The organism is Pseudomonas sp. SWRI81 (assembly GCF_014268545.1).
Taxonomy (GTDB): domain Bacteria; phylum Pseudomonadota; class Gammaproteobacteria; order Pseudomonadales; family Pseudomonadaceae; genus Aquipseudomonas; species Aquipseudomonas hamedanensis.
The window spans coordinates 325275-344888 of sequence record NZ_JABWQS010000001.1 but is presented as its reverse complement, the minus strand read 5'-3'; the positions used below and the strand labels follow the sequence as shown (position 1 = coordinate 344888).

18 protein-coding genes and 1 pseudogene are annotated in these 19614 nt (G+C 59.5%); 9 read left to right on the top strand and 10 right to left on the bottom strand.

Going from position 1 to position 19614, the window contains the following annotated elements:
• Window positions 1–166 precede the first annotated feature (166 nt).
• Window positions 167–3013: a valine--tRNA ligase gene (locus tag HU765_RS01490; RefSeq protein ID WP_186618775.1), complete on the top strand. Its 2847-nt coding sequence runs from the start codon at window positions 167–169 to the stop codon at window positions 3011–3013.
• A gap of 232 nt (window positions 3014–3245) precedes the next feature.
• Window positions 3246–4265, top strand: coding sequence for a 23S rRNA (adenine(1618)-N(6))-methyltransferase RlmF (rlmF, locus tag HU765_RS01485; protein ID WP_186551286.1), 1020 nt, complete (start codon window positions 3246–3248; stop codon window positions 4263–4265).
• A 212-nt stretch (window positions 4266–4477) separates the two neighbouring features.
• Here rlmF and HU765_RS01480 read toward each other — a convergent pair whose 3' ends face one another.
• Window positions 4478–4759: an HU family DNA-binding protein gene (locus HU765_RS01480; RefSeq protein ID WP_003221909.1), complete on the bottom strand. Its 282-nt coding sequence runs from the start codon at window positions 4757–4759 to the stop codon at window positions 4478–4480.
• Window positions 4760–5154: 395 nt separating this feature from the next.
• On the opposite strand from HU765_RS01480, the gene yejK reads away from it, so the two are divergent.
• Entirely contained in the window at window positions 5155–6159 is a 1005-nt protein-coding gene (gene yejK, locus HU765_RS01475; protein WP_186618774.1) for a nucleoid-associated protein YejK, read from the top strand.
• Entirely contained in the window at window positions 6159–6509 is a 351-nt protein-coding gene (locus tag HU765_RS01470) for a glutaredoxin family protein (RefSeq protein WP_186551289.1), read from the top strand. The genes yejK and HU765_RS01470 overlap by 1 nt, the downstream gene beginning before the upstream one ends.
• A gap of 116 nt (window positions 6510–6625) precedes the next feature.
• Here the strand turns inward: HU765_RS01470 and HU765_RS01465 are convergent, their stop codons facing one another.
• The 5 genes from HU765_RS01465 to HU765_RS01445 form a co-directional block, all read right to left on the bottom strand.
• Window positions 6626–7561 (bottom strand): glutathione S-transferase family protein, encoded by a 936-nt coding sequence (locus HU765_RS01465; RefSeq protein WP_186618773.1) that lies wholly within the window; start codon window positions 7559–7561, stop codon window positions 6626–6628.
• Between the two features lie 84 nt (window positions 7562–7645).
• On the bottom strand, window positions 7646–7948 hold the full coding sequence (locus tag HU765_RS01460) for a GIY-YIG nuclease family protein (protein WP_186618772.1): 303 nt from the start codon (window positions 7946–7948) through the stop codon (window positions 7646–7648).
• Between the two features lie 38 nt (window positions 7949–7986).
• Window positions 7987–8457: a nuclear transport factor 2 family protein gene (locus HU765_RS01455; RefSeq protein ID WP_041479505.1), complete on the bottom strand. Its 471-nt coding sequence runs from the start codon at window positions 8455–8457 to the stop codon at window positions 7987–7989.
• A 206-nt stretch (window positions 8458–8663) separates the two neighbouring features.
• Window positions 8664–9968 (bottom strand): CynX/NimT family MFS transporter, encoded by a 1305-nt coding sequence (locus HU765_RS01450; protein WP_186618771.1) that lies wholly within the window; start codon window positions 9966–9968, stop codon window positions 8664–8666.
• Window positions 9958–10617 carry a FadR/GntR family transcriptional regulator gene (locus HU765_RS01445; RefSeq protein ID WP_186618770.1) on the bottom strand — a complete coding sequence of 220 codons (660 nt, stop codon included), beginning with the start codon at window positions 10615–10617 and terminating at the stop codon, window positions 9958–9960. The genes HU765_RS01450 and HU765_RS01445 overlap by 11 nt, the downstream gene beginning before the upstream one ends.
• A 166-nt stretch (window positions 10618–10783) precedes the next feature.
• Here HU765_RS01445 and HU765_RS01440 point away from each other — a divergent pair.
• Window positions 10784–11094 (top strand): annotated as a pseudogene (locus tag HU765_RS01440) (type II toxin-antitoxin system MqsR family toxin).
• Window positions 11091–11576: a type II toxin-antitoxin system MqsA family antitoxin gene (locus HU765_RS01435; protein ID WP_186618769.1), complete on the top strand. Its 486-nt coding sequence runs from the start codon at window positions 11091–11093 to the stop codon at window positions 11574–11576. Before HU765_RS01440 ends, HU765_RS01435 begins: the two are co-directional and overlap by 4 nt.
• A gap of 58 nt (window positions 11577–11634) precedes the next feature.
• Here HU765_RS01435 and HU765_RS01430 read toward each other — a convergent pair whose 3' ends face one another.
• The 4 genes from HU765_RS01430 to HU765_RS01415 all read right to left on the bottom strand — a co-directional run bounded on the left by HU765_RS01430 (window position 11635) and on the right by HU765_RS01415 (window position 15797).
• Complete coding sequence (locus HU765_RS01430; protein WP_016771581.1) at window positions 11635–12399, bottom strand: amino acid ABC transporter ATP-binding protein; 765 nt, start codon at window positions 12397–12399, stop codon at window positions 11635–11637.
• A 13-nt stretch (window positions 12400–12412) separates the two neighbouring features.
• Entirely contained in the window at window positions 12413–13507 is a 1095-nt protein-coding gene (locus HU765_RS01425; protein ID WP_186618768.1) for an amino acid ABC transporter permease, read from the bottom strand.
• Between the two features lie 10 nt (window positions 13508–13517).
• On the bottom strand, window positions 13518–14699 hold the full coding sequence (locus HU765_RS01420) for an amino acid ABC transporter permease (protein ID WP_186618767.1): 1182 nt from the start codon (window positions 14697–14699) through the stop codon (window positions 13518–13520).
• Window positions 14700–14765: 66 nt separating this feature from the next.
• Window positions 14766–15797 (bottom strand): amino acid ABC transporter substrate-binding protein, encoded by a 1032-nt coding sequence (locus tag HU765_RS01415; RefSeq protein ID WP_186551300.1) that lies wholly within the window; start codon window positions 15795–15797, stop codon window positions 14766–14768.
• 467 nt (window positions 15798–16264) lie between these two features.
• Here HU765_RS01415 and HU765_RS01410 point away from each other — a divergent pair, with 467 nt between their 5' ends.
• From HU765_RS01410 to HU765_RS01400, 3 genes are all read left to right on the top strand, one after another.
• The gene (locus HU765_RS01410; protein WP_186618766.1) at window positions 16265–16921 is read left to right on the top strand and encodes an alpha/beta fold hydrolase; all 657 of its coding nucleotides are present in this window, start codon (window positions 16265–16267) and stop codon (window positions 16919–16921) included.
• A 97-nt stretch (window positions 16922–17018) separates the two neighbouring features.
• Window positions 17019–18497, top strand: a complete 1479-nt coding sequence (gene rhlB / locus HU765_RS01405; RefSeq protein ID WP_186618765.1) for an ATP-dependent RNA helicase RhlB — start codon at window positions 17019–17021, stop codon at window positions 18495–18497.
• Window positions 18498–18612: 115 nt separating this feature from the next.
• Window positions 18613–19566: an ornithine cyclodeaminase family protein gene (locus HU765_RS01400; protein ID WP_186618764.1), complete on the top strand. Its 954-nt coding sequence runs from the start codon at window positions 18613–18615 to the stop codon at window positions 19564–19566.
• Window positions 19567–19614 lie beyond the last annotated feature (48 nt).

The window sequence follows — 19614 nt, the reverse complement described above, 5'->3', positions numbered from 1 at the left end:
CGAATGCGGTGTGTCTGTCACCGATGTGTCGCCTGGCACACCGCATTCGCGAGCAAGCCCGCTCCCACATTTGAACCGCACGGTCCTCCCCCGCTCGCCCTCGGCCCCATGCCCCGCTATACTTCCCGGCTTTTCCTGAATAAATGCCAATAGGGTCCCGCCGCGCATGGATAAGACCTACCAGCCGCACGCCATTGAAACTTCCTGGTACAAGACCTGGGAGTCCGAGAACTACTTCGCACCGCAAGGCGCGGGCGATTCCTACACGATCATGATCCCGCCGCCGAACGTGACCGGCAGCCTGCATATGGGCCACGGTTTCAACAACGCGATCATGGACGCCCTGATCCGTTTCCGCCGCATGCAGGGGCGCAACACCCTGTGGCAGCCGGGCACCGACCACGCCGGTATCGCCACGCAGATGCTGGTGGAGCGTCAACTCGAAGCCCAGGGCCAGAATCGTCACGATCTCGGTCGCGAGAAATTCCTCGAGAAAGTCTGGGAGTGGAAGGATCAGTCCGGCGGCAACATCAGTCGTCAGATTCGCCGTCTCGGCTCGTCCGTGGACTGGAGCCGCGAGCGCTTCACCATGGACGACGGCCTCTCGGAAGCGGTCAAGGAAGCATTCGTGCGTCTGCACGAAGACGGCCTGATTTATCGCGGCAAGCGCCTGGTCAACTGGGACACCAAGCTGCACACGGCGATTTCCGACCTCGAAGTGGAAAACCACGACGAGAAAGGTTTCCTGTGGAACCTCAAGTACCCGCTGGCCGACGGCGCAAAAACCGCTGAAGGCAATGATTTCCTGATCGTCGCGACCACCCGTCCGGAAACCATGCTCGGCGATTCCGCCGTCGCGGTTAACCCGAACGACGAGCGCTACAAAGCCCTGATCGGCAAATTCGTCGAGCTGCCGCTGGTTGGCCGCCGCATTCCGATCATCGCCGACGATTACTGCGATCCTGAATTCGGCACCGGTTGCGTGAAAATCACCCCGGCCCACGACTTCAACGACTACGAAGTCGGCAAGCGTCACAACCTGCCGCTGCTGAACATCTTCGACAAGAACGCCAACGTGCTGCCTGCCGCACAAGTGTTCAACCTCGACGGTACGCTGAACGACAGCATCGACGGCAAGATCCCGGCCGAATACGCCGGTCTTGAGCGTTTCGAAGCGCGCAAACAGATCGTCGCCGCGTTCGACGCCGCCGGCCTGCTGGTCAGCGTCGACGATCACAACCTGAAAGTGCCGAAAGGCGATCGCTCCGGCACCGTGATCGAGCCGTGGCTGACCGACCAGTGGTACGTGTCGACCAAGCCGTTGGCCGAGCCTGCGATTGCTGCCGTTGAAGACGGCCGTATCCAGTTCGTGCCCAAGCAATACGAAAACATGTACTTCTCGTGGATGCGCGACATTCAGGACTGGTGCATCAGCCGTCAGCTGTGGTGGGGCCACCGGATTCCGGCCTGGTACGACGAGTCGGGCAAGGTCTATGTCGGTCGCGACGAAGCCGAAGTGCGCGCCAAGCACAACCTCGGTCCGGACGTGGCGCTGCAACAGGACAACGACGTCCTCGACACCTGGTTCAGTTCCGGCCTGTGGACATTCTCCACCCTGGGCTGGCCCGAGCAGACCGAGTTCCTGAAGAAATTCCACTCCACCGACGTGCTGGTCACCGGTTTCGACATCATTTTCTTCTGGGTTGCCCGGATGATCATGCTGACCATGCACCTGGTGAAGAACGAAGACGGCACGCCGCAGGTACCGTTCAAAACGGTTTATGTGCACGGTCTGGTGCGTGATGGCCAAGGCCAGAAGATGTCCAAGTCCAAGGGCAACGTCCTTGACCCGCTGGACATCATCGACGGCATCGAACTGGAAGCGCTGGTACAGAAACGCACTTCCGGCATGATGCAGCCAAAACTGGCGAAAAAGATCGAGAAGCAGACCCGCGACGAGTTCGCCGACGGCATCGCCAGCTACGGTACCGACGCCCTGCGCTTCACCTTCTGCTCGCTGGCCTCGACCGGACGTGACATCAAGTTCGATATGGGCCGCGTCGAAGGCTATCGCAACTTCTGCAACAAGATCTGGAACGCCGCGCGTTACGTTCTGGACAAGGGCGAAGACTGCGGCCAGAACGGCGAAGCCTACGAGCTGTCGCTGGCCGATCGCTGGATCATCTCGCAACTGCAGCGCACCGAAGCCGAAGTGACCCGTCAACTCGACCAGTTCCGTTTCGACCTCGCTGCACAAGCGTTGTACGAGTTCATCTGGAACCAGTACTGCGACTGGTACCTCGAACTGTCCAAGCCTGTGTTGTGGGACGAGAACGCACCGGTTGAGCGTCAGCGTGGCACTCGCCGTACGCTGGTGCGCGTACTGGAAGTGGCGCTGCGTCTGGCGCACCCGTTCATGCCATTCATCACTGAAGAAATCTGGCAGCGCATTGCGCCGCTGGCCGGTATTCAGGGCAAGACGATCATGCTGCAGCCTTGGCCAGTGGCTAATGAAGAGCGCATCGATCCGGCGGCGGAAAACGACATCGAATGGCTCAAGGAACTGATGCTCGGCACGCGCAACATCCGTGGCGAAATGAACATCGGCCCGGGCAAACCACTGCCGATCTACCTGAAGAACGTCAGCGCCGAAGACCAGCGCCGCCTGAGCGAGAACGAAGCGCTGCTGAAAAAGCTGGCGCGTCTGGAATCGATCACCGTGCTGGCGGCAGGCGAAGAAGCACCGCTGTCGGCCACCGCCCTGGTCGGCGAGATGGAAGTGCTGGTGCCGATGGCCGGTCTGATCGACAAGGGCGCAGAACTTGCGCGTCTGGACAAGGAAATCCTGCGTTTGCAGGGCGAAGTTCAGCGCGTGGGCGGCAAGCTGTCCAACGCCGGATTCGTCGACAAGGCTCCGGCCGAAGTCATCGACAAGGAACGCGCCAAACTGGCCGAGGCTGAACAGGCCCTGGGCAAGCTGGCCGAGCAGCATGCGCGGATTGCCAGTCTGTAACGGCGGATCGCAATAAATAAGGGAGGCCCAAGTGGCCTCCCTTTTTTATTTCTGCAACACCTCAAATCCCTTGTAGGAGTGAGCCTGCTCGCGATCGCGGTCTATCCATTGCCATATCTTCGCCTGACACACCGCTATCGCGAGCAGGCTCACTCCTACAGTTTGAACGGTGTTGCCTTTAGATGTGGGACAATACCCGCCACTTTCAGCCATACCCGAATCGACCACGCCCATGAACGCCCCCCGCACCCCCAAACCTGCGCGCAAAAAGCCTGACGCCGCGACCCCGAGCAAAGCCGTCGAGCCGCGCGAGAAGGCCAGTCTGCACCCGCGCAATCGCCATCAGGGTCGTTACGACTTCCCGGCGCTGATCAAGACCACGCCAGAACTGGCGAAGTACGTGATCACTAACCCGTACGGCAAGGAAAGCATCGACTTCGCCAGCCCCGACGCGGTGCGCGTGTTCAACCGGGCGCTACTGAAGGCGTTCTATGGCATCCAGCATTGGGACATCCCGGCGGATTACCTCTGCCCTCCGGTTCCGGGCCGTGCCGATTACGTGCACTTTCTCGCCGACCTGCTGGCGAGCATGAACGACGGCAAGGTGCCGCGTGGCGCGATCGTCAACGTGCTGGACATCGGCATGGGCGCCAACTGCGTATATCCGCTGATCGGCAACAGCGAATACCGCTGGCACTTCCTCGGCTCGGAAATCGATCCGACGGCTGTGGCGGCCGCCAGAGCCATTGTCCAGTCCAACGATTTGAGCAAGGTCATCCAGCTGCGTCAGCAGGAGAATCGCAAGCACATCCTGATCGGCCTTTTGGAGCCGGGCGAGCGCTTTGACCTGACCATGTGCAACCCGCCGTTTCACGCCTCAATGGACGAAGCGACCAAGGGCAGCGAGCGCAAATGGCGCGCATTGGGCAAGGCCGACCCGAAACGCAAACTGCCGGTGCTGAACTTCGGCGGACAGTCAGCGGAGCTGTGGTGTGAAGGTGGCGAAGCGCGCTTCGTGACGCAACTGATCGCCGAGAGCGCCAACTTTCAGCACAAGGTGTTGTGGTTCAGCACGCTGGTGTCGAAGGCTTCAAACCTGCCGGCTATCGAAACCGCGCTGAAGAAGGCTGGGGTGCTGGAAAGCCAGGTCGTGGAAATGTCTCAGGGCCAGAAGCAAAGCCGCTTCGTGGCGTGGACGTTCCAGACCAAATCCGAGCAGCAGATCTGGCGGCGTGAGCGCTGGGTGCGCTAAACAAAGCTATTTCTGAAGGAATGCGAGACTGAATGTGGGAGCGGGCTTGCTCGCGAATACGGTGGGTCAGTCAATAAACATGTCGACTGACACTCCGCTTTCGCGAGCAAGCCCGCTCCCACTTTGGCCCAGCGAGTCAGTCGCCAAATCACAGACACAAAAAAACCGTGCCCCGGATCACTCCGAAGCACGGTTTTTTTTATCGCTGCGTCTTACTTGTTCACAGCGTCGGTCAGGCCTTTGGCCACAACCAGCTTGATCACTTTCTTGGCAGGGATTTCGATGGCAGCGCCAGTCGAAGGGTTACGGCCAGTGCGGGCAGGACGCTCGGTCACTTTCAGCTTGCCGATACCCGGCAAGGTGATTTCGCCGCCATTTTCCAGCTGATCGGCAACGATTTGGCCCAGTTGGTCCAGAGCGTTACGCGCGGTGGTTTTCGGCGCGTCGATAGCTTCAGCGATGTCGGCGATCAGTTGGTCTTTAGTAAGAGCCATGTAGTGTTCCTTCCCTATCAAATTCATATGGATTGCAGAGTGCAGTGTCAGCCATCGAGCCCGATCTTCTGGATCTGGCACCCTCGGCGATAACCACGACGAGTCGGGTTATAGATGCCGAAATCAGGGTTTGGTTCGACCTGACAAATGCTGAATGCACGCTTAACGCAGTGACTTCGCGTAAGACCGGGCAAAACTAGCACAACGCCTGTTAAATATCCGCCTCTAGCTACCCATTTGGTCAGCTTTATTGCGCTAAATCGGTAAAAAACTGCATAAGGCCGGGCCCGCGCCCCGGTTTCGCCCTGCAACCCACGCCAAAACCAGTGGTTGCGGTACACTGAGCGCTTTTTCGGGGGAGCCCGCCCTCCTCCCTTCCAACAGCCGAGAAGCCCATGCCGATCCGTCATTGCATCGTCCACCTGATCGACAAAAAACCCGACGGCACGCCCGCAGTTCTGCACGCACGTGACACTGAGCTGGCCGAGTCCGCAGCCATCGAAAACATGCTCGCCGACCTCAACGAGAGCTATAACGCCAAACAGGGCAAAGCCTGGGGTCTGTTTCATCCGGAATCCGGCGCGTTCCCGTTCAGCGGCTGGCTGAAGGAATACATGGAAGGCGGTCGCGACTTCACCGCCTTCAGCAAAGTCGCGGTCGAGCATCTGCAAAAGCTGATGGAAGAATCGAACCTGTCGGTCGGCGGCCACGTGCTGTTCGCCCACTACCAGCAGGGCATGACCGATTACCTGGCGATCGCGCTGCTGCACCATAGCGAAGGCGTGGCGGTGACCGAAGAGCTGGACGTGACACCGTCGCGCCATCTCGACCTTGGCCAATTGCACCTGGCGGCGCGGATCAACGTTTCCGAATGGCAGAACAACAAGCAGTCCAAGCAGTACATTTCGTTCATCAAAGGCAAGAACGGTAAAAAGGTCTCGGAATACTTCCGCGACTTCATCGGCTGCCAGGAAGGCGTTGACGGCCCCGGCGAGACCCGCACCTTGCTCAAGGCCTTCAGCGACTTTGTCGAAAGCGAAGACCTGCCGGAAGAATCTGCCCGCGAGAAAACCAAGACCCTGGTCGATTACGCCAGCAGCCAGGCCAAGCTCGGCGAACCGATGGGCCTTGAAGAACTGTCGGAGCTGATTGACGAAGAGCGGCCGAAGGCGTTCTACGATCACATCCGCAACAAGGATTACGGCTTGTCGCCAGAGATTCCGGCAGACAAACGCACCCTCAATCAATTCCGCCGCTTCACCGGCCGCGCCGAGGGCCTGTCGATCAGCTTTGAAGCGCACCTGCTGGGTTCGAAGATCGAGTACGACGAAGAAAACGGCACGCTGATCATCAAGGGCCTGCCGACATCGCTGACCGATCAGTTGAAGCGGCGCAACTGATGCTCGGCAAGGTGCTGAAGAAGGTTGCCCTGGTTCTGCTGGTGGTCGTGGTTTACCAGAACTGGGGCAAGATCGAGCGGGTGTTCAATCCCTCGCAAATGGTCTCGGAACAAACGCGGGCGCAGGCCAGTGTCGTGCTCTACGCCACCGACTGGTGTGGCTACTGCAAGCAGACCAAACGCTTTCTCGACAGCAAGGGCATACCGTTCAAGGAGTTCGATATCGAGAAAGATGCCGAGGCGCGCAAGGCGTACGAGGCATTGGGCGGGCGCGGGATTCCGCTGATCGATGTGAACGGCACGTTGATTCGCGGGTTTGATCCGGAAGAAATCCTCGCGGCCCTGGAATAATCTGTAGGAGTGAGCCTGCTCGCGATTGCGGCGCTTCAGTCGATGAATCCGCTGACTGGCGCACCCCTATCGCGAGCAGGCGAAGGCCTACAAGGTTTTGCAGCGGACTTGATAAATCAGCGTGCTTCGATACGGAAACCAAAGCGCGGGAAGTGCACATGCACCACGCCACCCCGCTCGTCTTCACGACGGACAATCAACTCCTCGCGCCCGGCAAACAAAAGCTCACCTACCACCGGATCGACGCCGTAATCGATAGCCGCGATCGCCACTTGCTGCCCTGCCTCAAAACCATTCGGATCAACGAACCGCTCCTCCGGCAATGCCGTCGGCGTCGCGTTACGCGCGACCTCCAACGCCTCGGCGGACGACATCTCGCTCGCCGCACCATGGCCGAACCCCAGCACCCGACCCAACCATGCCGCAACCGCAGGATATTCATCCACCCACGGTGCCGTCACGTGAGTCGCCTTGAGGAACCACAGCGGATGCGCCAGGGCGAAGTCGGCAATCGACGGTTCGCCAAAGAGGAAGTCGCCCTGCTCGCGCTGCAACTGCTGCTCCAGCCGCGCCATGATCGTCGGCCACTGGTGCCTGGCCTGCTCGGCAGACAGTCGCGTGGCGCTGCCACCGCTGAACAACCCGGCGCGGTCAGCCAAAAAGGCCTTGATCGCTTCCGGCGGCAACTTGCCGAAACGTACCGCCACCGATTCTGGCTGGAACACCAGACTCACCGCATGTTGAAACACCACCGAGTCCGCCCACGTCGCAAAGCTCGCCGTGGTCATTTCCTGACCTTCGGGAAAGAACGCCGGCAGGGCTTTTTCCTGTTCCAGGCGACGGGCGATCAGTGCCGTGTCGCAATAAACATCGGCGCCGATCTGCAGCACCGGCGTCTTGCGGTAGCCACCGGTCAAAGCCGTCAGATCAGGCTTGGGCATCACCGGGGAAATATGCACCGAACGCCACGACAGGCCTTTGAAGCCCAGCAGCAGGCGGGCCTTCTCGGCAAAAGGAGAGGTGGGGTAGTGGTGCAGAATCAACTCGGACATGCTCGGCTCCGCCGCTGGAAAAATGAATCCGCAGCTTAGCGCGCATTGCCAGACAGGCCTACAGATCTGCCTGATGGGAACCAATCAGTCAGATTGATAAGACGCGACGAGACATTCCTTGGCGCTTTTGCGCAGCTTCTTGATCAACCGTTCCTGACGCAGCGCATCGCTTTTGTCTTGGCAGCGCTCGGTGTAGACGAGGGCCATGGCCGGGCTGGAGAGAAAGAAACGCGCACCTTTGCCGCTCTGATGCTTGGCAAAACGCCGCACCGGATCGTCGCTGATCCCGCAGTACAACGAGCCATTCGCTGCACGCACGAGGTAGACGAACCAGGATTTGCTCACCGGTTCGGCAACATCGACAGATTTTTCAATAAGGCTGGTCACTTCGAATCAAGACACGCAGGAGACAGGCCGCGATCTTATCAGCGACCAGCCTGAAATGCCTTCAGTCCCTTACGCGCCTGAGCCCGCACGGCATTGCGCACCAGCGGCGTCCAGCCCAGCAGCAGACCTTTGAAGCCCAGCGCCTGACGCGACCAGCGCCACAGGTCGAAATGATCGTGGTGTTCGCAGATCTTGCCGTCGCGAAACACGAAGCGTGCCTGGATATCGTTGACCACAACGTTGCCGGTCTGGCTGAACAGGTAGGTCGCCACCCAATGCGCGCCGCCCGTGCGCTCGTCGGCGCGGACGTTGTCGAAGGTCAGTGAGAAATCCTTGGCGCGAGTGGTGAGCATGCGCCACATGTCACCGGCATCGCGGCCGCGCAGTTCGCCGAACGCCGGATCGCTGAACACCACGTCGTCCGTATAGCAGGCCGCCATGGCTTCGGCGTCGAGGCGCTGGAAGGCTTGGTAGAAACGCGTGATCAGGGCACTATGGGCTTCGCTCAAGGCAATCTCCAGAGAAAAGAGGTACAGATTGCCAGCACCATAATCTGCGGAGCGGAGAAACACTATCGGCATTCGCGTACCGAATACCCGTATCCACACCCTCCTGTAGGAGTGAGCCTGCTCGCGATACCTTTCTTCCAGTCAACATTAGTGCTGACTGAACTACCGCGATCGCGAGCAGGCTCACTCCTACAATTTGAACCGCGTCAGATCTTTTCGCTTGTGACCTGCACATACAGCGCACGCCCGGCACCCAGCCCAGCAAGGATCGCACCCGCGCCAATAATGCCGAAAATCCAGCCCACGGCATTCCACCCGCCGGTCCAGTCATGCACCACGCCGACCGCGAACGGCCCCATCGACGCCAGCGTGTAGCCAAAGCCCTGCGACATGCTCGACAGGTTCGCCGCTACATGTGAGTCACGCGAGCGCAGAACGATCAGGGTCAGCGCCAGACTGAACGTGCCGCCCTGCCCCAGCCCCAGCAGAATCGCCCAGCCCCACAACCCTTCGATCGGCGCGTACAGGCAACCGAACAGACCGCCCAGGGTCAGCGCCATGACCACGACGATCGCCAGGCGTTGATCCTTGCCACGCGTCGCCAACCACGGCGCGGCCAGGGAACTGGCAAGCTGGATGATCACCGAACCGGACAGCACCAGACCGGCCTGGGTCGGGGTCAGACCCCGTCCAATGAGGATCGACGGCAACCAGCCAAATACGATGTACGCCAGTGACGATTGCAGCCCCATATACAACGTTACTTGCCAGGCCAGCGGATCTCGCAGCAGTCCGCGCACGCGATAAGCCACGTTGTGCGCGCCGTGCTTCGGCCCGACCTGCGGCAGCCAGAACACCGCAGCCACCAATGCAGGAATCACCCAGAAACCCAGGCCCATCGCCCAGCTGTTATCGAAGTGCTCGCTCAATGGCACGGTCGAACCCGCCGCCATCGCCGCGCCCAGGCACAGCGCCATGGTATAGACGCCGGTCATGGTGCCGGCATGTCTTGCGAAATCGCGTTTGACGATGCCCGGCAGCAGCACGCCGACGATGCCGATGCTGGCGCCGCCCAGCACACTGCCGGCAAACAGGCCGATCTCGCCGAAGTTGCTGCGCAGGATGATGCCGCAGGCCAGGGTCAGCAGAATCCCCAGCACCACCCGTTCAGCGCCAAAGCGCCGCGCCAGAATCGGTGCCAACGGTGCGAACAAGCCCAGGCACAGCACCGGCAGCGTGGTCAGCAGTCCCGCCTGCGCCGCAGACAGTCCGAGACTTCTGGAGACCTCGCTGAGCAATGGCGCCATGCTCGACAATGCCGGGCGCAGGTTCAACGCCACCAGAATCAGTCCGAGCAGCAACAGCCACGGGCGTTTTACCAGCGGCTGGCTTTGCTGCACTTGCTCATCATCGGCCTCGGCATCGATCAACAGCTCTTCCAGCTCGGTGGTGCGCTTCGATGCCGTGGATAACTCAGTGCGGGACATGGTTTTCTCGGTTTCAAGGTTCATTGATCAACTGCCTCGACAAGGCTTTGGCCCGTTCCGGGTCGCGTTGCTCGACTGCATCGAGCAAGTCGATATGCAGGTCGAACACTTCCTGACGGCGCGGGGAGATATTCAGGGTCTGGCGCAATTGCGCGCCGACGATGCTGGAGAAATAGCGATACAACTCGCTGAGGGTCGGGTTGTGTGCGGCATCGACCAGACGACGGTGGAACACCAGATCGCAGGCGATATAAGTGTCGAGATCGCCATGATAGTGACTGCCGCTGGTGCCGAGCGCTTCACGCAGCGCCGCCAGATCCTCATCGGTGCGGCGCAGCGCCGCCAGGCCGATGGCCTCCACTTCAAGAATGTGCCGGGTCTCCCGGGCCTGTTCCAGCGAACAGCGGGACAGCGCCTTGAGCGTGTCCAGGGGATCGACCACCGCGCGCAGATAACTGCCGTCGCCCTGGCGGATTTCGATCAAGCCCGAAAACGCCAGAACGCGCATGGCCTCGCGCACAGTGTTGCGGCTGATGCCCAACTCGGCGCACAGCTCAGGCTCGGTCGGCAAACGTTCGCCCACCTGCCAGGCGCCGCTATTGATGCGCTGGCGCAATTGATCCAGGGCCTGATCGACCAGGGATCGTTTAACCAGAGGAGAAATTTCAGACATGAGCCTCGCCTTTTCATCCAATCATAGGATGAATTTTCTGACATGTTAGTCAGACCCATGTAGGACGGCAACCACCTAGGGTCAATCGGAGACACATGAAGCGGCATTTTCGATTGGTCAAAATTACCCTTTAAGGGTAATTTCAGGGACAGGGTTTTGGTTTCTTATGGAGAAGAACACACCCCATTACGACTTGGCGGTGATCAAGGCGGATGTCAGAAGACTAGGCTGGAGGGCATTTACACACACAGCGAGAAGAACCGGTTCCGAGATGGAGCTGACGCTTGCAGACATGCAGGAAGTCGTCTTCATGCTGCAGCGCAACATGCTCTACAAGTCGATGACGACCTATGACAACCACCGTATCTGGCAGGACGTCTATCACATCAATTCACATGGTCTGGAGATTTACATAAAGGTGTCAATCACAGCGACAGACGCCCGCCCGTGATCTCCTTCAAGGAGAACAAATCATGAATACGCAACAGTGCTTCAGTTGCGGTGCAGCTGAAGGAATGGTGCATTTTGAAAGTCGAGGCGAAACGATAAGCGTAAAGGGAATGGAGCGCCGAGTTGAGGACTTGTCGGGTTGGGAGTGCCAGAAGTGCGGAGAAGTCGAACTCGATGAAGTGTGCGGGCAGCGCTACTCGGACGCATGCGATGAGCTCGTTATCGCCAGCAGAAGAATGATCGGCAACGAGATGAAAAAAATTCGCCGAAAACTGCATCTGACACAAAAGGAAACGGTGCAATTGCTGTCCGGCGGCGGACACAATGCATTTTCACGCTACGAACGCGGCGAGGTACTACCGCCGAAGGCGTTAATGCTGCTCATGCGTTTGCTGGATCGCTATCCACACTTGCTGGCGGATGCCAGAGTCTTGGCAGAAGGGGCTGACTTGAGAGGAGCATTTACGTTCACCGAGCACGTAAAGCGCCAATCCCTCACTGCTTCCTGACCCCCCCAAAAAAAACAAACCCGGCACGTGGCCGGGTTGGTTTTTTACACATAAACCATCAATGCAAAATCTGACTCAGGAACAGCTTCGTCCGGTCATTCTGCGGATTATCGAAGAAGTCGTTCGGCGCCGCCTGCTCAACGATCTCACCCTTGTCCATGAAGATCACGCGATTGGCCACGGTGCGGGCGAAGCCCATTTCGTGGGTCACGCAAAGCATGGTCATGCCGTCTTCAGCCAGACCGATCATGGTGTCCAGAACCTCTTTCACCATCTCCGGATCGAGGGCTGAAGTCGGCTCGTCGAACAGCATGATTTTCGGCTTCATGCACAGGGCGCGGGCGATCGCCACACGCTGTTGCTGACCGCCGGACAATTGCCCCGGGTACTTGTGCGCCTGTTCCGGAATGCGTACGCGTTCCAGATAATGCATGGCGATTTCCTCGGCCTTGCGCTTGGGCATCTTGCGTACCCACATCGGCGCCAGGGTGCAGTTCTGCAAAATGGTCAGGTGCGGGAACAGGTTGAAGTGCTGGAACACCATGCCGACTTCACGGCGTATCGCCTCGATCTGCTTGAGGTCGTTGGTCAGTTCCACACCGTCGACGACGATGCGGCCCTGCTGGTGTTCTTCCAGACGATTCAGGCAGCGAATCGTGGTGGACTTGCCGGATCCCGACGGGCCGCACAGGACAATACGCTCGCCCTGCTTGACGTTGAGGTTGATGTCTTTGAGCACGTGAAACTGGCCGTACCACTTGTTCACGCCCTGCATCTGAATGATGCCTTCCGGACCCACTGGCTTTTTGATTGCTTCGCTCATTTACAGAGAACTCCTAACGCTTGTGGCCAGTGTCGAGCTTGCGTTCCAGATGCATGGAATAGCGCGACATACCAAAACAGAAAATCCAGAACACCAGGGCGGCGAACACGTAGCCTTCGGTGGCCATGCCCAGCCATTTCGGGTCGGCAGCGGCTTGCTTGACGCTGTTGAGCAGGTCAAAGAGGCCGATGATGATCACCAGGCTGGTGTCCTTGAACAGCGCAATGAAGGTGTTGACGATGCCGGGGATCACCAGCTTCAGGGCTTGCGGCAGAATCACCAGGCCCATCGAACGCCAGTAACCGAGGCCCATCGCCGCAGCCGCTTCGTACTGCCCCTTGGGAATCGCTTGCAGACCGCCGCGCACCACTTCGGCGACGTAAGCCGACTGGAACAGGATCACGCCGATCAGCGCCCGCAGCAGCTTGTCGAAGTTCATGCCTTCGGGCAGGAACAGCGGCAGCATCACCGAGGACATGAACAACACCGTGATCAACGGCACGCCGCGCCAGAACTCGATGAAGGTCACGCAGACCACGCGAATCGCCGGCATGTTCGAACGACGCCCCAGCGCCAGTACGATGCCCAGCGGCAAGGCGCCGGCGATGCCGACGGTGGCGATCACCAGGGTCAGCATCAGACCGCCCCACTGACTGGTCGGCACGGTGGTCATGCCGAAACCGCCGTGCAGCAGGATAAAGGCGATGATCGGGTACAGCACCAGGAAGCTCAGTCCGTAGATCGCTTTACGCGGCACCCGCGAGATGAACAATGGTGCCGCGCCAATCACCGCCAGCCACACGGTCAGGTCGACGCGCCAGCGCAGTTCCGTCGGGTAGTAGCCGTACATGAACTGGCCGAAACGCTGCTGAATGAACACCCAGCAGGCGCCTTCCTTGGTGCAGTCGGCGCGCGTGGTGCCGACCCAGTTGGCATCAACGATCGCCCAACTGATGATCGGTGGCACGACGAGATAAATCAGATAGAACGCAAACAGCGTCAGCAGGGTGTTGAGCCAGCTGGAGAACATGTTCGCGCGCATCCATGCGACCACGCCGATGCTGCTGTTCGGTGGTGGCATGTCGGGTTTGAAAGTATGAGTACTCATGCGCTTTTCCTTACCGCTCGATCAGCGCAATGCGCTTGTTGTACCAGTTCATCAGCAAGGAAATGCTGATACTGATCGCCAGGTACACGCTCATGGTGATGGCAATCACTTCGATGGCCTGACCGGTCTGGTTGAGCACGGTGCCAGCGAACAGCGAAACCATTTCCGGGTAACCGATACCGGCGGCCAGCGACGAGTTTTTCGCCAGGTTCAGGTATTGGCTGGTCAGCGGCGGGATGATCACGCGCAGGGCTTGCGGAATGATCACCTTGCGCAGGGTCGGGCCGTTGCGCAGGCCGAGCGAACGCGCCGCTTCGGTCTGGCCGTGACTGACCGATTTGATCCCCGAACGCACGATCTCGGCGATAAACGCCGCGGTGTACACGGTCAGGGCCAGGGTCAACGCCAGCAGTTCCGGGATCAACACCCAGCCGCCGACAAAGTTGAAGCCCTTGAGCTCAGGCATTTCCCAGTGCAGCGGGGCGCCGAAGATCAGCGCGCACAAGGTCGGGATCACCAGCGCAATCGCCAGGCCGACCCAGAACTTGTGGAACGGTACGCCGGTTTCTTCGAAGCGCTTGTTGGCCCAGCGGCACATCAGCACGATGCCGACGATGGCCAGCGCGATGCTGGTCACGAACGCCCAGAAGCCATCAGCCGCCAGTGCGGCCGGCATGTTCAGGCCCCGGCTGCTGACAAAGAAGGTATCGCCGAAGTTATGGCTGTTGCGCGGCCCCGGCATGGTCAGGAATACCGCGAAGTACCAGAACAGGATTTGCAGCAGCGGCGGAATGTTGCGGAACACTTCCACATACACCGTCGCCAGTTTGGCAATGATCCAGTTCGGTGACAGCCGCGCTATACCGACGATGAAACCAAGGATCGTCGCCAGGATCACGCCGATGAAGGTCACCAACAGAGTGTTGAGCAGGCCGATGACAAACACCCGCGCGTAGCTGTCCGCTTCGGTGTAGTCGATCAGGGTTTGAGCGATGCCGAACCCGGCACTGCGCTCCAGAAAGCTGAAACCGGAGGTGATACCCCGGTGCTGAAGGTTGGTTTGCGTGTTGTCGAACAGGTACCAGCCAAGCGAGACCACCGCCACAACAGTGATGATCTGGAATAGCCACGCACGCACTCGTGGATCGCTGAGGCTGAGCCTCTGCTTTGGTGCGCCGATAGAATTTTGCATGAAGTGCCCCGGATGAAATGGAACAAGAACATCACCCGGCGGTTGGCCCGCCGGGTGATAGAACCATTAGCGCACTGGTGGTGCGTACTGAATGCCGCCGTTGTTCCACAGGGCGTTCAGGCCACGGTCGATTTCCAGCGGAGTGCTCTTGCCGAGGTTTTTCTCGAAGATTTCACCGTAGTTGCCGACTTGCTTGACGATCTGCACAACCCAGTCTTTCGGCAGTTTCAGGTCTTTACCGTATTCGCCGTCAGCGCCGAGCATACGGGCGACGTCCGGGTTCTTGGTCGACTTGGCTTCAGCTTCGACGTTTTTCGAAGTGATACCGGCCTCTTCGGCATTGAGCAGTGCGTAGCCAGTCCAGCGCACGATGGCCAGCCACTCGTCGTCGCCGTTACGCACGACCGGGCCCAGTGGTTCTTTGGAAATGGTTTCCGGCAGAACCACGTAGTCCTTCGGCGAGGCCAGCTTGCTGCGCTGGGCGAACAGCTGGGACTTGTCGGAGGTCAGCACGTCGCAACGACCGGATTCCAGCGACTTGGCGCTTTCATCGGAGGTGTCGAAGGTGATCGGGGTGTATTTCAGACCGTTGCCACGGAAGTAGTCGGAAACGTTCAGCTCGGTGGTGGTACCGGCCTGGATGCAGATGGTTGCACCGTCCAGTTCCTTGGCGCTCTTCACGCCCAGCTTGTTGTTCACCAGAAAGCCGATGCCGTCGTAGTAGGTAATGAAGCCCGGGAATTTCAGGCCCATGCCCGCGTCACGGGAACTGGTCATGGTGGTGTTGCGCGAGAGGATGTCGATCTCGCCCGATTGCAGCGCGGTGAAGCGCTCCTTGGCGTTCAACTGACTGAATTTGACTTTGGTCGCGTCGCCGAAAACGGCAGCGGCCACAGCGCGGCAGACATCAGCGTCGATGCCGAGAATCTTGCCGGTTGCATCCGGTACCGAGAAGCCTGGCAGACCGTCGCTGACGCCACACTGCACGAAACCTTTCTTCTGTACCGCATCCAGGGTTGCACCCGCCTGAGCGAACCCGCTGACGCCGAGTACTGCTGCAGCAGTCACGACCGCCAGAGTGGATTTCAACATCTTCATTCAAACCTCCAGTTTTGCTCTTGTTGTGTCGGAGCTTGAGTCCAGTCGCACCCTTTTGAGGCGTTGTTGACCCGTGTTGGCTTTTTTTGGGGTCAACCGACGTAAGACCTTCGCTATGAGTCTAGTAGGAGAAAATCCACATCATGGATCACTCACTTCTCACCAATCGGCCGAACGGGCTGTAGCCCTTTCACGTTCGCTAAGCCCGTAGCGGCCATTGGCGAACATCCATCACCGGATTCGTTGCTATCCCATCGCGCGGCTGACACTGATAGTGTTACCGCCACGCGTAGGACGCTTCGTACGCAAAGCCCATAGCAAAGCCCGTACCACACCGCTTGCGAAGTCGATTCATGCACACGTCAATAGCAAAACTTGTAACCTTGCGACATCTTCTTAACGGATCAACCGGGCGCGCACTCAGATCACGCACTCAATGAGAGCGTCCGCACATTTTTGGAGCAAACATGACCGAGCCCTTGATTCTTCAGCCTGTTAAGCCCGCAGATGCCTGCGTGATCTGGCTGCACGGCCTCGGCGCCGACCGTTACGACTTCCTGCCGGTGGCCGAAGCGCTGCAGGAAAGTCTGTTGAGCACGCGCTTTGTGCTGCCGCAGGCACCGACGCGTCCGGTGACGATAAATGGCGGATATGCCATGCCGAGCTGGTACGACATCAAAGCCATGAGCCCGGCCCGGGCAATCGACCGCAACGAGCTCGAAGCGTCGGCGGATCGCATCATCGAATTGATCGAAACCGAGCGCGCCAGCGGAATAGACGCCTCGCGGATTTTCCTCGCCGGTTTTTCCCAAGGTGGCGCGGTGGTGCTGCACACCGCATTCCTGAAGTGGCAGGGGCCTTTGGGTGGGGTTCTGGCGTTGTCGACGTACGCGCCGACCTTCAGCGATGAACTCAAATTAGCTGCCAGCCAGCAGCGCATTCCGGTGCTTTGCCTGCACGGTCAGTTCGACAACGTGGTACAGAACTCGATGGGACGCAGCGCTTATGAGCATTTGAAGAAGCATGGTGTCACCGTGACATGGCAGGAATACCCAATGGAGCACGAAGTGTTACCTGAAGAGATTCGCGACATCGGTACCTGGCTGAGCGAACGCTTGCGCTGATTTCGCGGCCAATGTCGGCCCATTGATCCCTCCTACTACGCCGCGCCCGTTTCTTGCATTACACTGGCCGGCGTACATTCCTTAACCAATTGATGAGATGACCGTGCTCAAAGCACTCAAGAAAATGTTCGGTAAAAGCGAGGCTGAGCAGCTCGCGCCAGTTTCCAGCGCACCGTCGCACGCCCCCGGTCATCGCAACGATGCCCCGGCAGCCGACCGCCCCGCTCCCGTCGCCACCCCGAAACACTCGCCAGAACCTGCCACGACCGCGCCAGACGCCGCCGAACCGGCTCGCAGCGAAGCGCCGAAAGCGGTAAAACCGCGTCGCGAACCGAAGCCCAAGCCTGCCGTCATCCCGTGGAAACTCGAAGACTTCGTCGTCGAACCGCAGGAAGGCAAAACCCGCTTCCATGATTTCAAGCTCGCCCCCGAACTGATGCACGCCATCCAGGACCTGGGCTTTCCATATTGCACACCGATCCAGGCGCAGGTGCTCGGCTTCACCCTCGCCGGCAAAGACGCCATCGGCCGCGCGCAGACCGGCACCGGCAAGACCGCCGCGTTCCTGATCTCGATCATCACTCAACTGCTGCAGACCCCGCCGCCGAAAGAACGCTACATGGGCGAGCCGCGTGCACTGATCATCGCCCCGACCCGCGAGCTGGTGGTGCAGATTGCCAAGGACGCCGCTGACCTGACCAAGTACACCGGCCTCAACGTGATGACGTTCGTCGGTGGCATGGACTTCGACAAGCAGCTCAAGCACCTCGAAGCGCGCCATTGCGACATCCTGGTCGCGACGCCGGGTCGCTTGCTCGACTTCAACCAGCGCGGCGACGTGCACCTGGACATGGTCGAAGTGATGGTGCTGGACGAAGCCGACCGCATGCTCGACATGGGCTTCATCCCGCAAGTACGGCAGATCATTCGCCAGACGCCGCCGAAGGCCGAGCGCCAGACTTTGCTATTCTCCGCGACCTTCACCGAAGACGTGATGAACCTGGCCAAGCAATGGACCACCGACCCGTCCATCGTCGAGATCGAATCACTCAACGTCGCCAGCGACAACGTCGAGCAGCACATCTATGCCGTTGCCGGTGCCGACAAGTACAAGCTGCTCTTCAACCTGATCAACGACAACGGTTGGGAGCGCGTGATGGTGTTCGCCAACCGCAAGGACGAAGTACGCCGTATCGAAGAACGCCTGGTGCGCGACGGTGTGAACGCTGCGCAGCTGTCAGGCGACGTGCCGCAGCACAAACGCATCAAGACCCTGGAAGGTTTCCGCGAAGGCAAGATACGCGTGCTGGTGGCCACGGATGTGGCCGGTCGCGGTATCCACATCGACGGCATCAGCCATGTGATCAACTTCACCCTGCCGGAAGTCCCGGACGATTACGTGCACCGCATCGGCCGTACCGGTCGTGCCGGCGCCGATGGCGTATCGATCAGCTTCGCCGGTGAGGACGATTCCTACCAGTTACCGTCCATCGAAGAAAAGCTCGGTCGCAAGATCAGCTGCGAAACGCCGCCAACGCATCTGCTGCGTGCGGTTGAGCGCAAGCGTCCACAGTAAGCGCCACTCAACGAAAAAGCGCAGCCGGAAACGGACTGCGCTTTTTTTGCGCCGGCAGTTGCTCAACAGAACTAAAAGTCCATAATGGAAAATAAGTTTAGTTTTGGAGCGCCAAATGTCCAGTACACCTTACGTGATCGACCAAGCCCAGGCCCGAGACCTGCTGGCGCGCATCGACGTGCCGCAGATCCTGCGCAAGCTGTTTCGCGATCTCGCGGCAGGCAACGCCGTGCAACCGGCGCAGCAGCTGGTGGAATTCCCGCAGGGTGCCGGCGACTTCATCAACTATCTGGGTGTGCTGGCCGAGGACGGCGTCTACGGCGTAAAGACCTCGCCGTACATCGTTCGCGAACAAGGCGCGCTGGTGACCGCATGGACGCTGTTGATGTCGATGAAAACCGGCCAGCCGCTGTTGCTCTGCGATGCCGCTGAACTGACCACCGCCCGCACCGCCGCGACCACAGCGGTAGCGGTCGATGCCCTCGCCCCGCTGAACGCCCAACGGCTGGCGATCATCGGCAGCGGCAAGGTCGCTCAGGCGCATCTTCACTATGTGAAGGCATTGCGCGACTGGCAAAGCATCAGCCTGTATTCGCCGTCCCTGCTGGAAGATGCCGAAACACAGGCCGTATTGAAAGCTATCGCGCCCGATCTGAAGATCGCTGAAAGCCGCGAGACCGCCATCACCGATGCTGACGTGATCATGCTCTGCACCTCGTCGGCCGGGCCGGTGATCGAACCTGAAAGTTTAAGCAAACCGGCGCTGATCACCTCCATCAGCACTAACGCCCCCCCCGCCCACGAAATCCCGCCGCAGCGCCTTAACGCTATGCAGGTGTTTTGCGACTATCGCCTGACCACACCCGGGTCGGCGGGTGAAATGCTGATTGCTGCCGAGCAGCATGGCTGGCACCCGGACTCGATCGTTGGCGATCTCGCCGAGCTGCTCAGCGAAAAAGTCCCGCGTCCGGATTACGACCGCCACGTGTTCTTCCGCTCGATCGGTTTGGGCTTGGAAGACATTGCCTTGGCCAATGCGGTTTATCACCTCAGCACAAATCCCTTGTAGGAGTGAGCCTGCTCGCGATAGCGGTTTGACATTCAATATTGATGTCGG

Bases quoted from the DNA above. Each gene is read 5' to 3' on its own strand.
- HU765_RS01400 (WP_186618764.1), top strand. From the start codon at position 18,613: ATGTCCAGTACACCTTACGTGATCGACCAAGCCCAGGCCCGAGACCTG.
- rlmF (WP_186551286.1), top strand. From the start codon at position 3,246: ATGAACGCCCCCCGCACCCCCAAACCTGCGCGCAAAAAGCCTGACGCC.
- HU765_RS01425 (WP_186618768.1), bottom strand. From the start codon at position 13,507: ATGAGTACTCATACTTTCAAACCCGACATGCCACCACCGAACAGCAGC.
- HU765_RS01465 (WP_186618773.1), bottom strand. From the start codon at position 7,561: ATGTCCGAGTTGATTCTGCACCACTACCCCACCTCTCCTTTTGCCGAG.
- HU765_RS01480 (WP_003221909.1), bottom strand. From the start codon at position 4,759: ATGGCTCTTACTAAAGACCAACTGATCGCCGACATCGCTGAAGCTATC.
- HU765_RS01470 (WP_186551289.1), top strand. From the start codon at position 6,159: ATGCTCGGCAAGGTGCTGAAGAAGGTTGCCCTGGTTCTGCTGGTGGTC.
- HU765_RS01445 (WP_186618770.1), bottom strand. From the start codon at position 10,617: ATGTCTGAAATTTCTCCTCTGGTTAAACGATCCCTGGTCGATCAGGCC.
- HU765_RS01450 (WP_186618771.1), bottom strand. From the start codon at position 9,968: ATGAACCTTGAAACCGAGAAAACCATGTCCCGCACTGAGTTATCCACG.
- HU765_RS01415 (WP_186551300.1), bottom strand. From the start codon at position 15,797: ATGAAGATGTTGAAATCCACTCTGGCGGTCGTGACTGCTGCAGCAGTA.
- HU765_RS01435 (WP_186618769.1), top strand. From the start codon at position 11,091: ATGAATACGCAACAGTGCTTCAGTTGCGGTGCAGCTGAAGGAATGGTG.
- yejK (WP_186618774.1), top strand. From the start codon at position 5,155: ATGCCGATCCGTCATTGCATCGTCCACCTGATCGACAAAAAACCCGAC.
- HU765_RS01430 (WP_016771581.1), bottom strand. From the start codon at position 12,399: ATGAGCGAAGCAATCAAAAAGCCAGTGGGTCCGGAAGGCATCATTCAG.
- HU765_RS01420 (WP_186618767.1), bottom strand. From the start codon at position 14,699: ATGCAAAATTCTATCGGCGCACCAAAGCAGAGGCTCAGCCTCAGCGAT.
- rhlB (WP_186618765.1), top strand. From the start codon at position 17,019: ATGACCGTGCTCAAAGCACTCAAGAAAATGTTCGGTAAAAGCGAGGCT.
- HU765_RS01410 (WP_186618766.1), top strand. From the start codon at position 16,265: ATGACCGAGCCCTTGATTCTTCAGCCTGTTAAGCCCGCAGATGCCTGC.
- HU765_RS01490 (WP_186618775.1), top strand. From the start codon at position 167: ATGGATAAGACCTACCAGCCGCACGCCATTGAAACTTCCTGGTACAAG.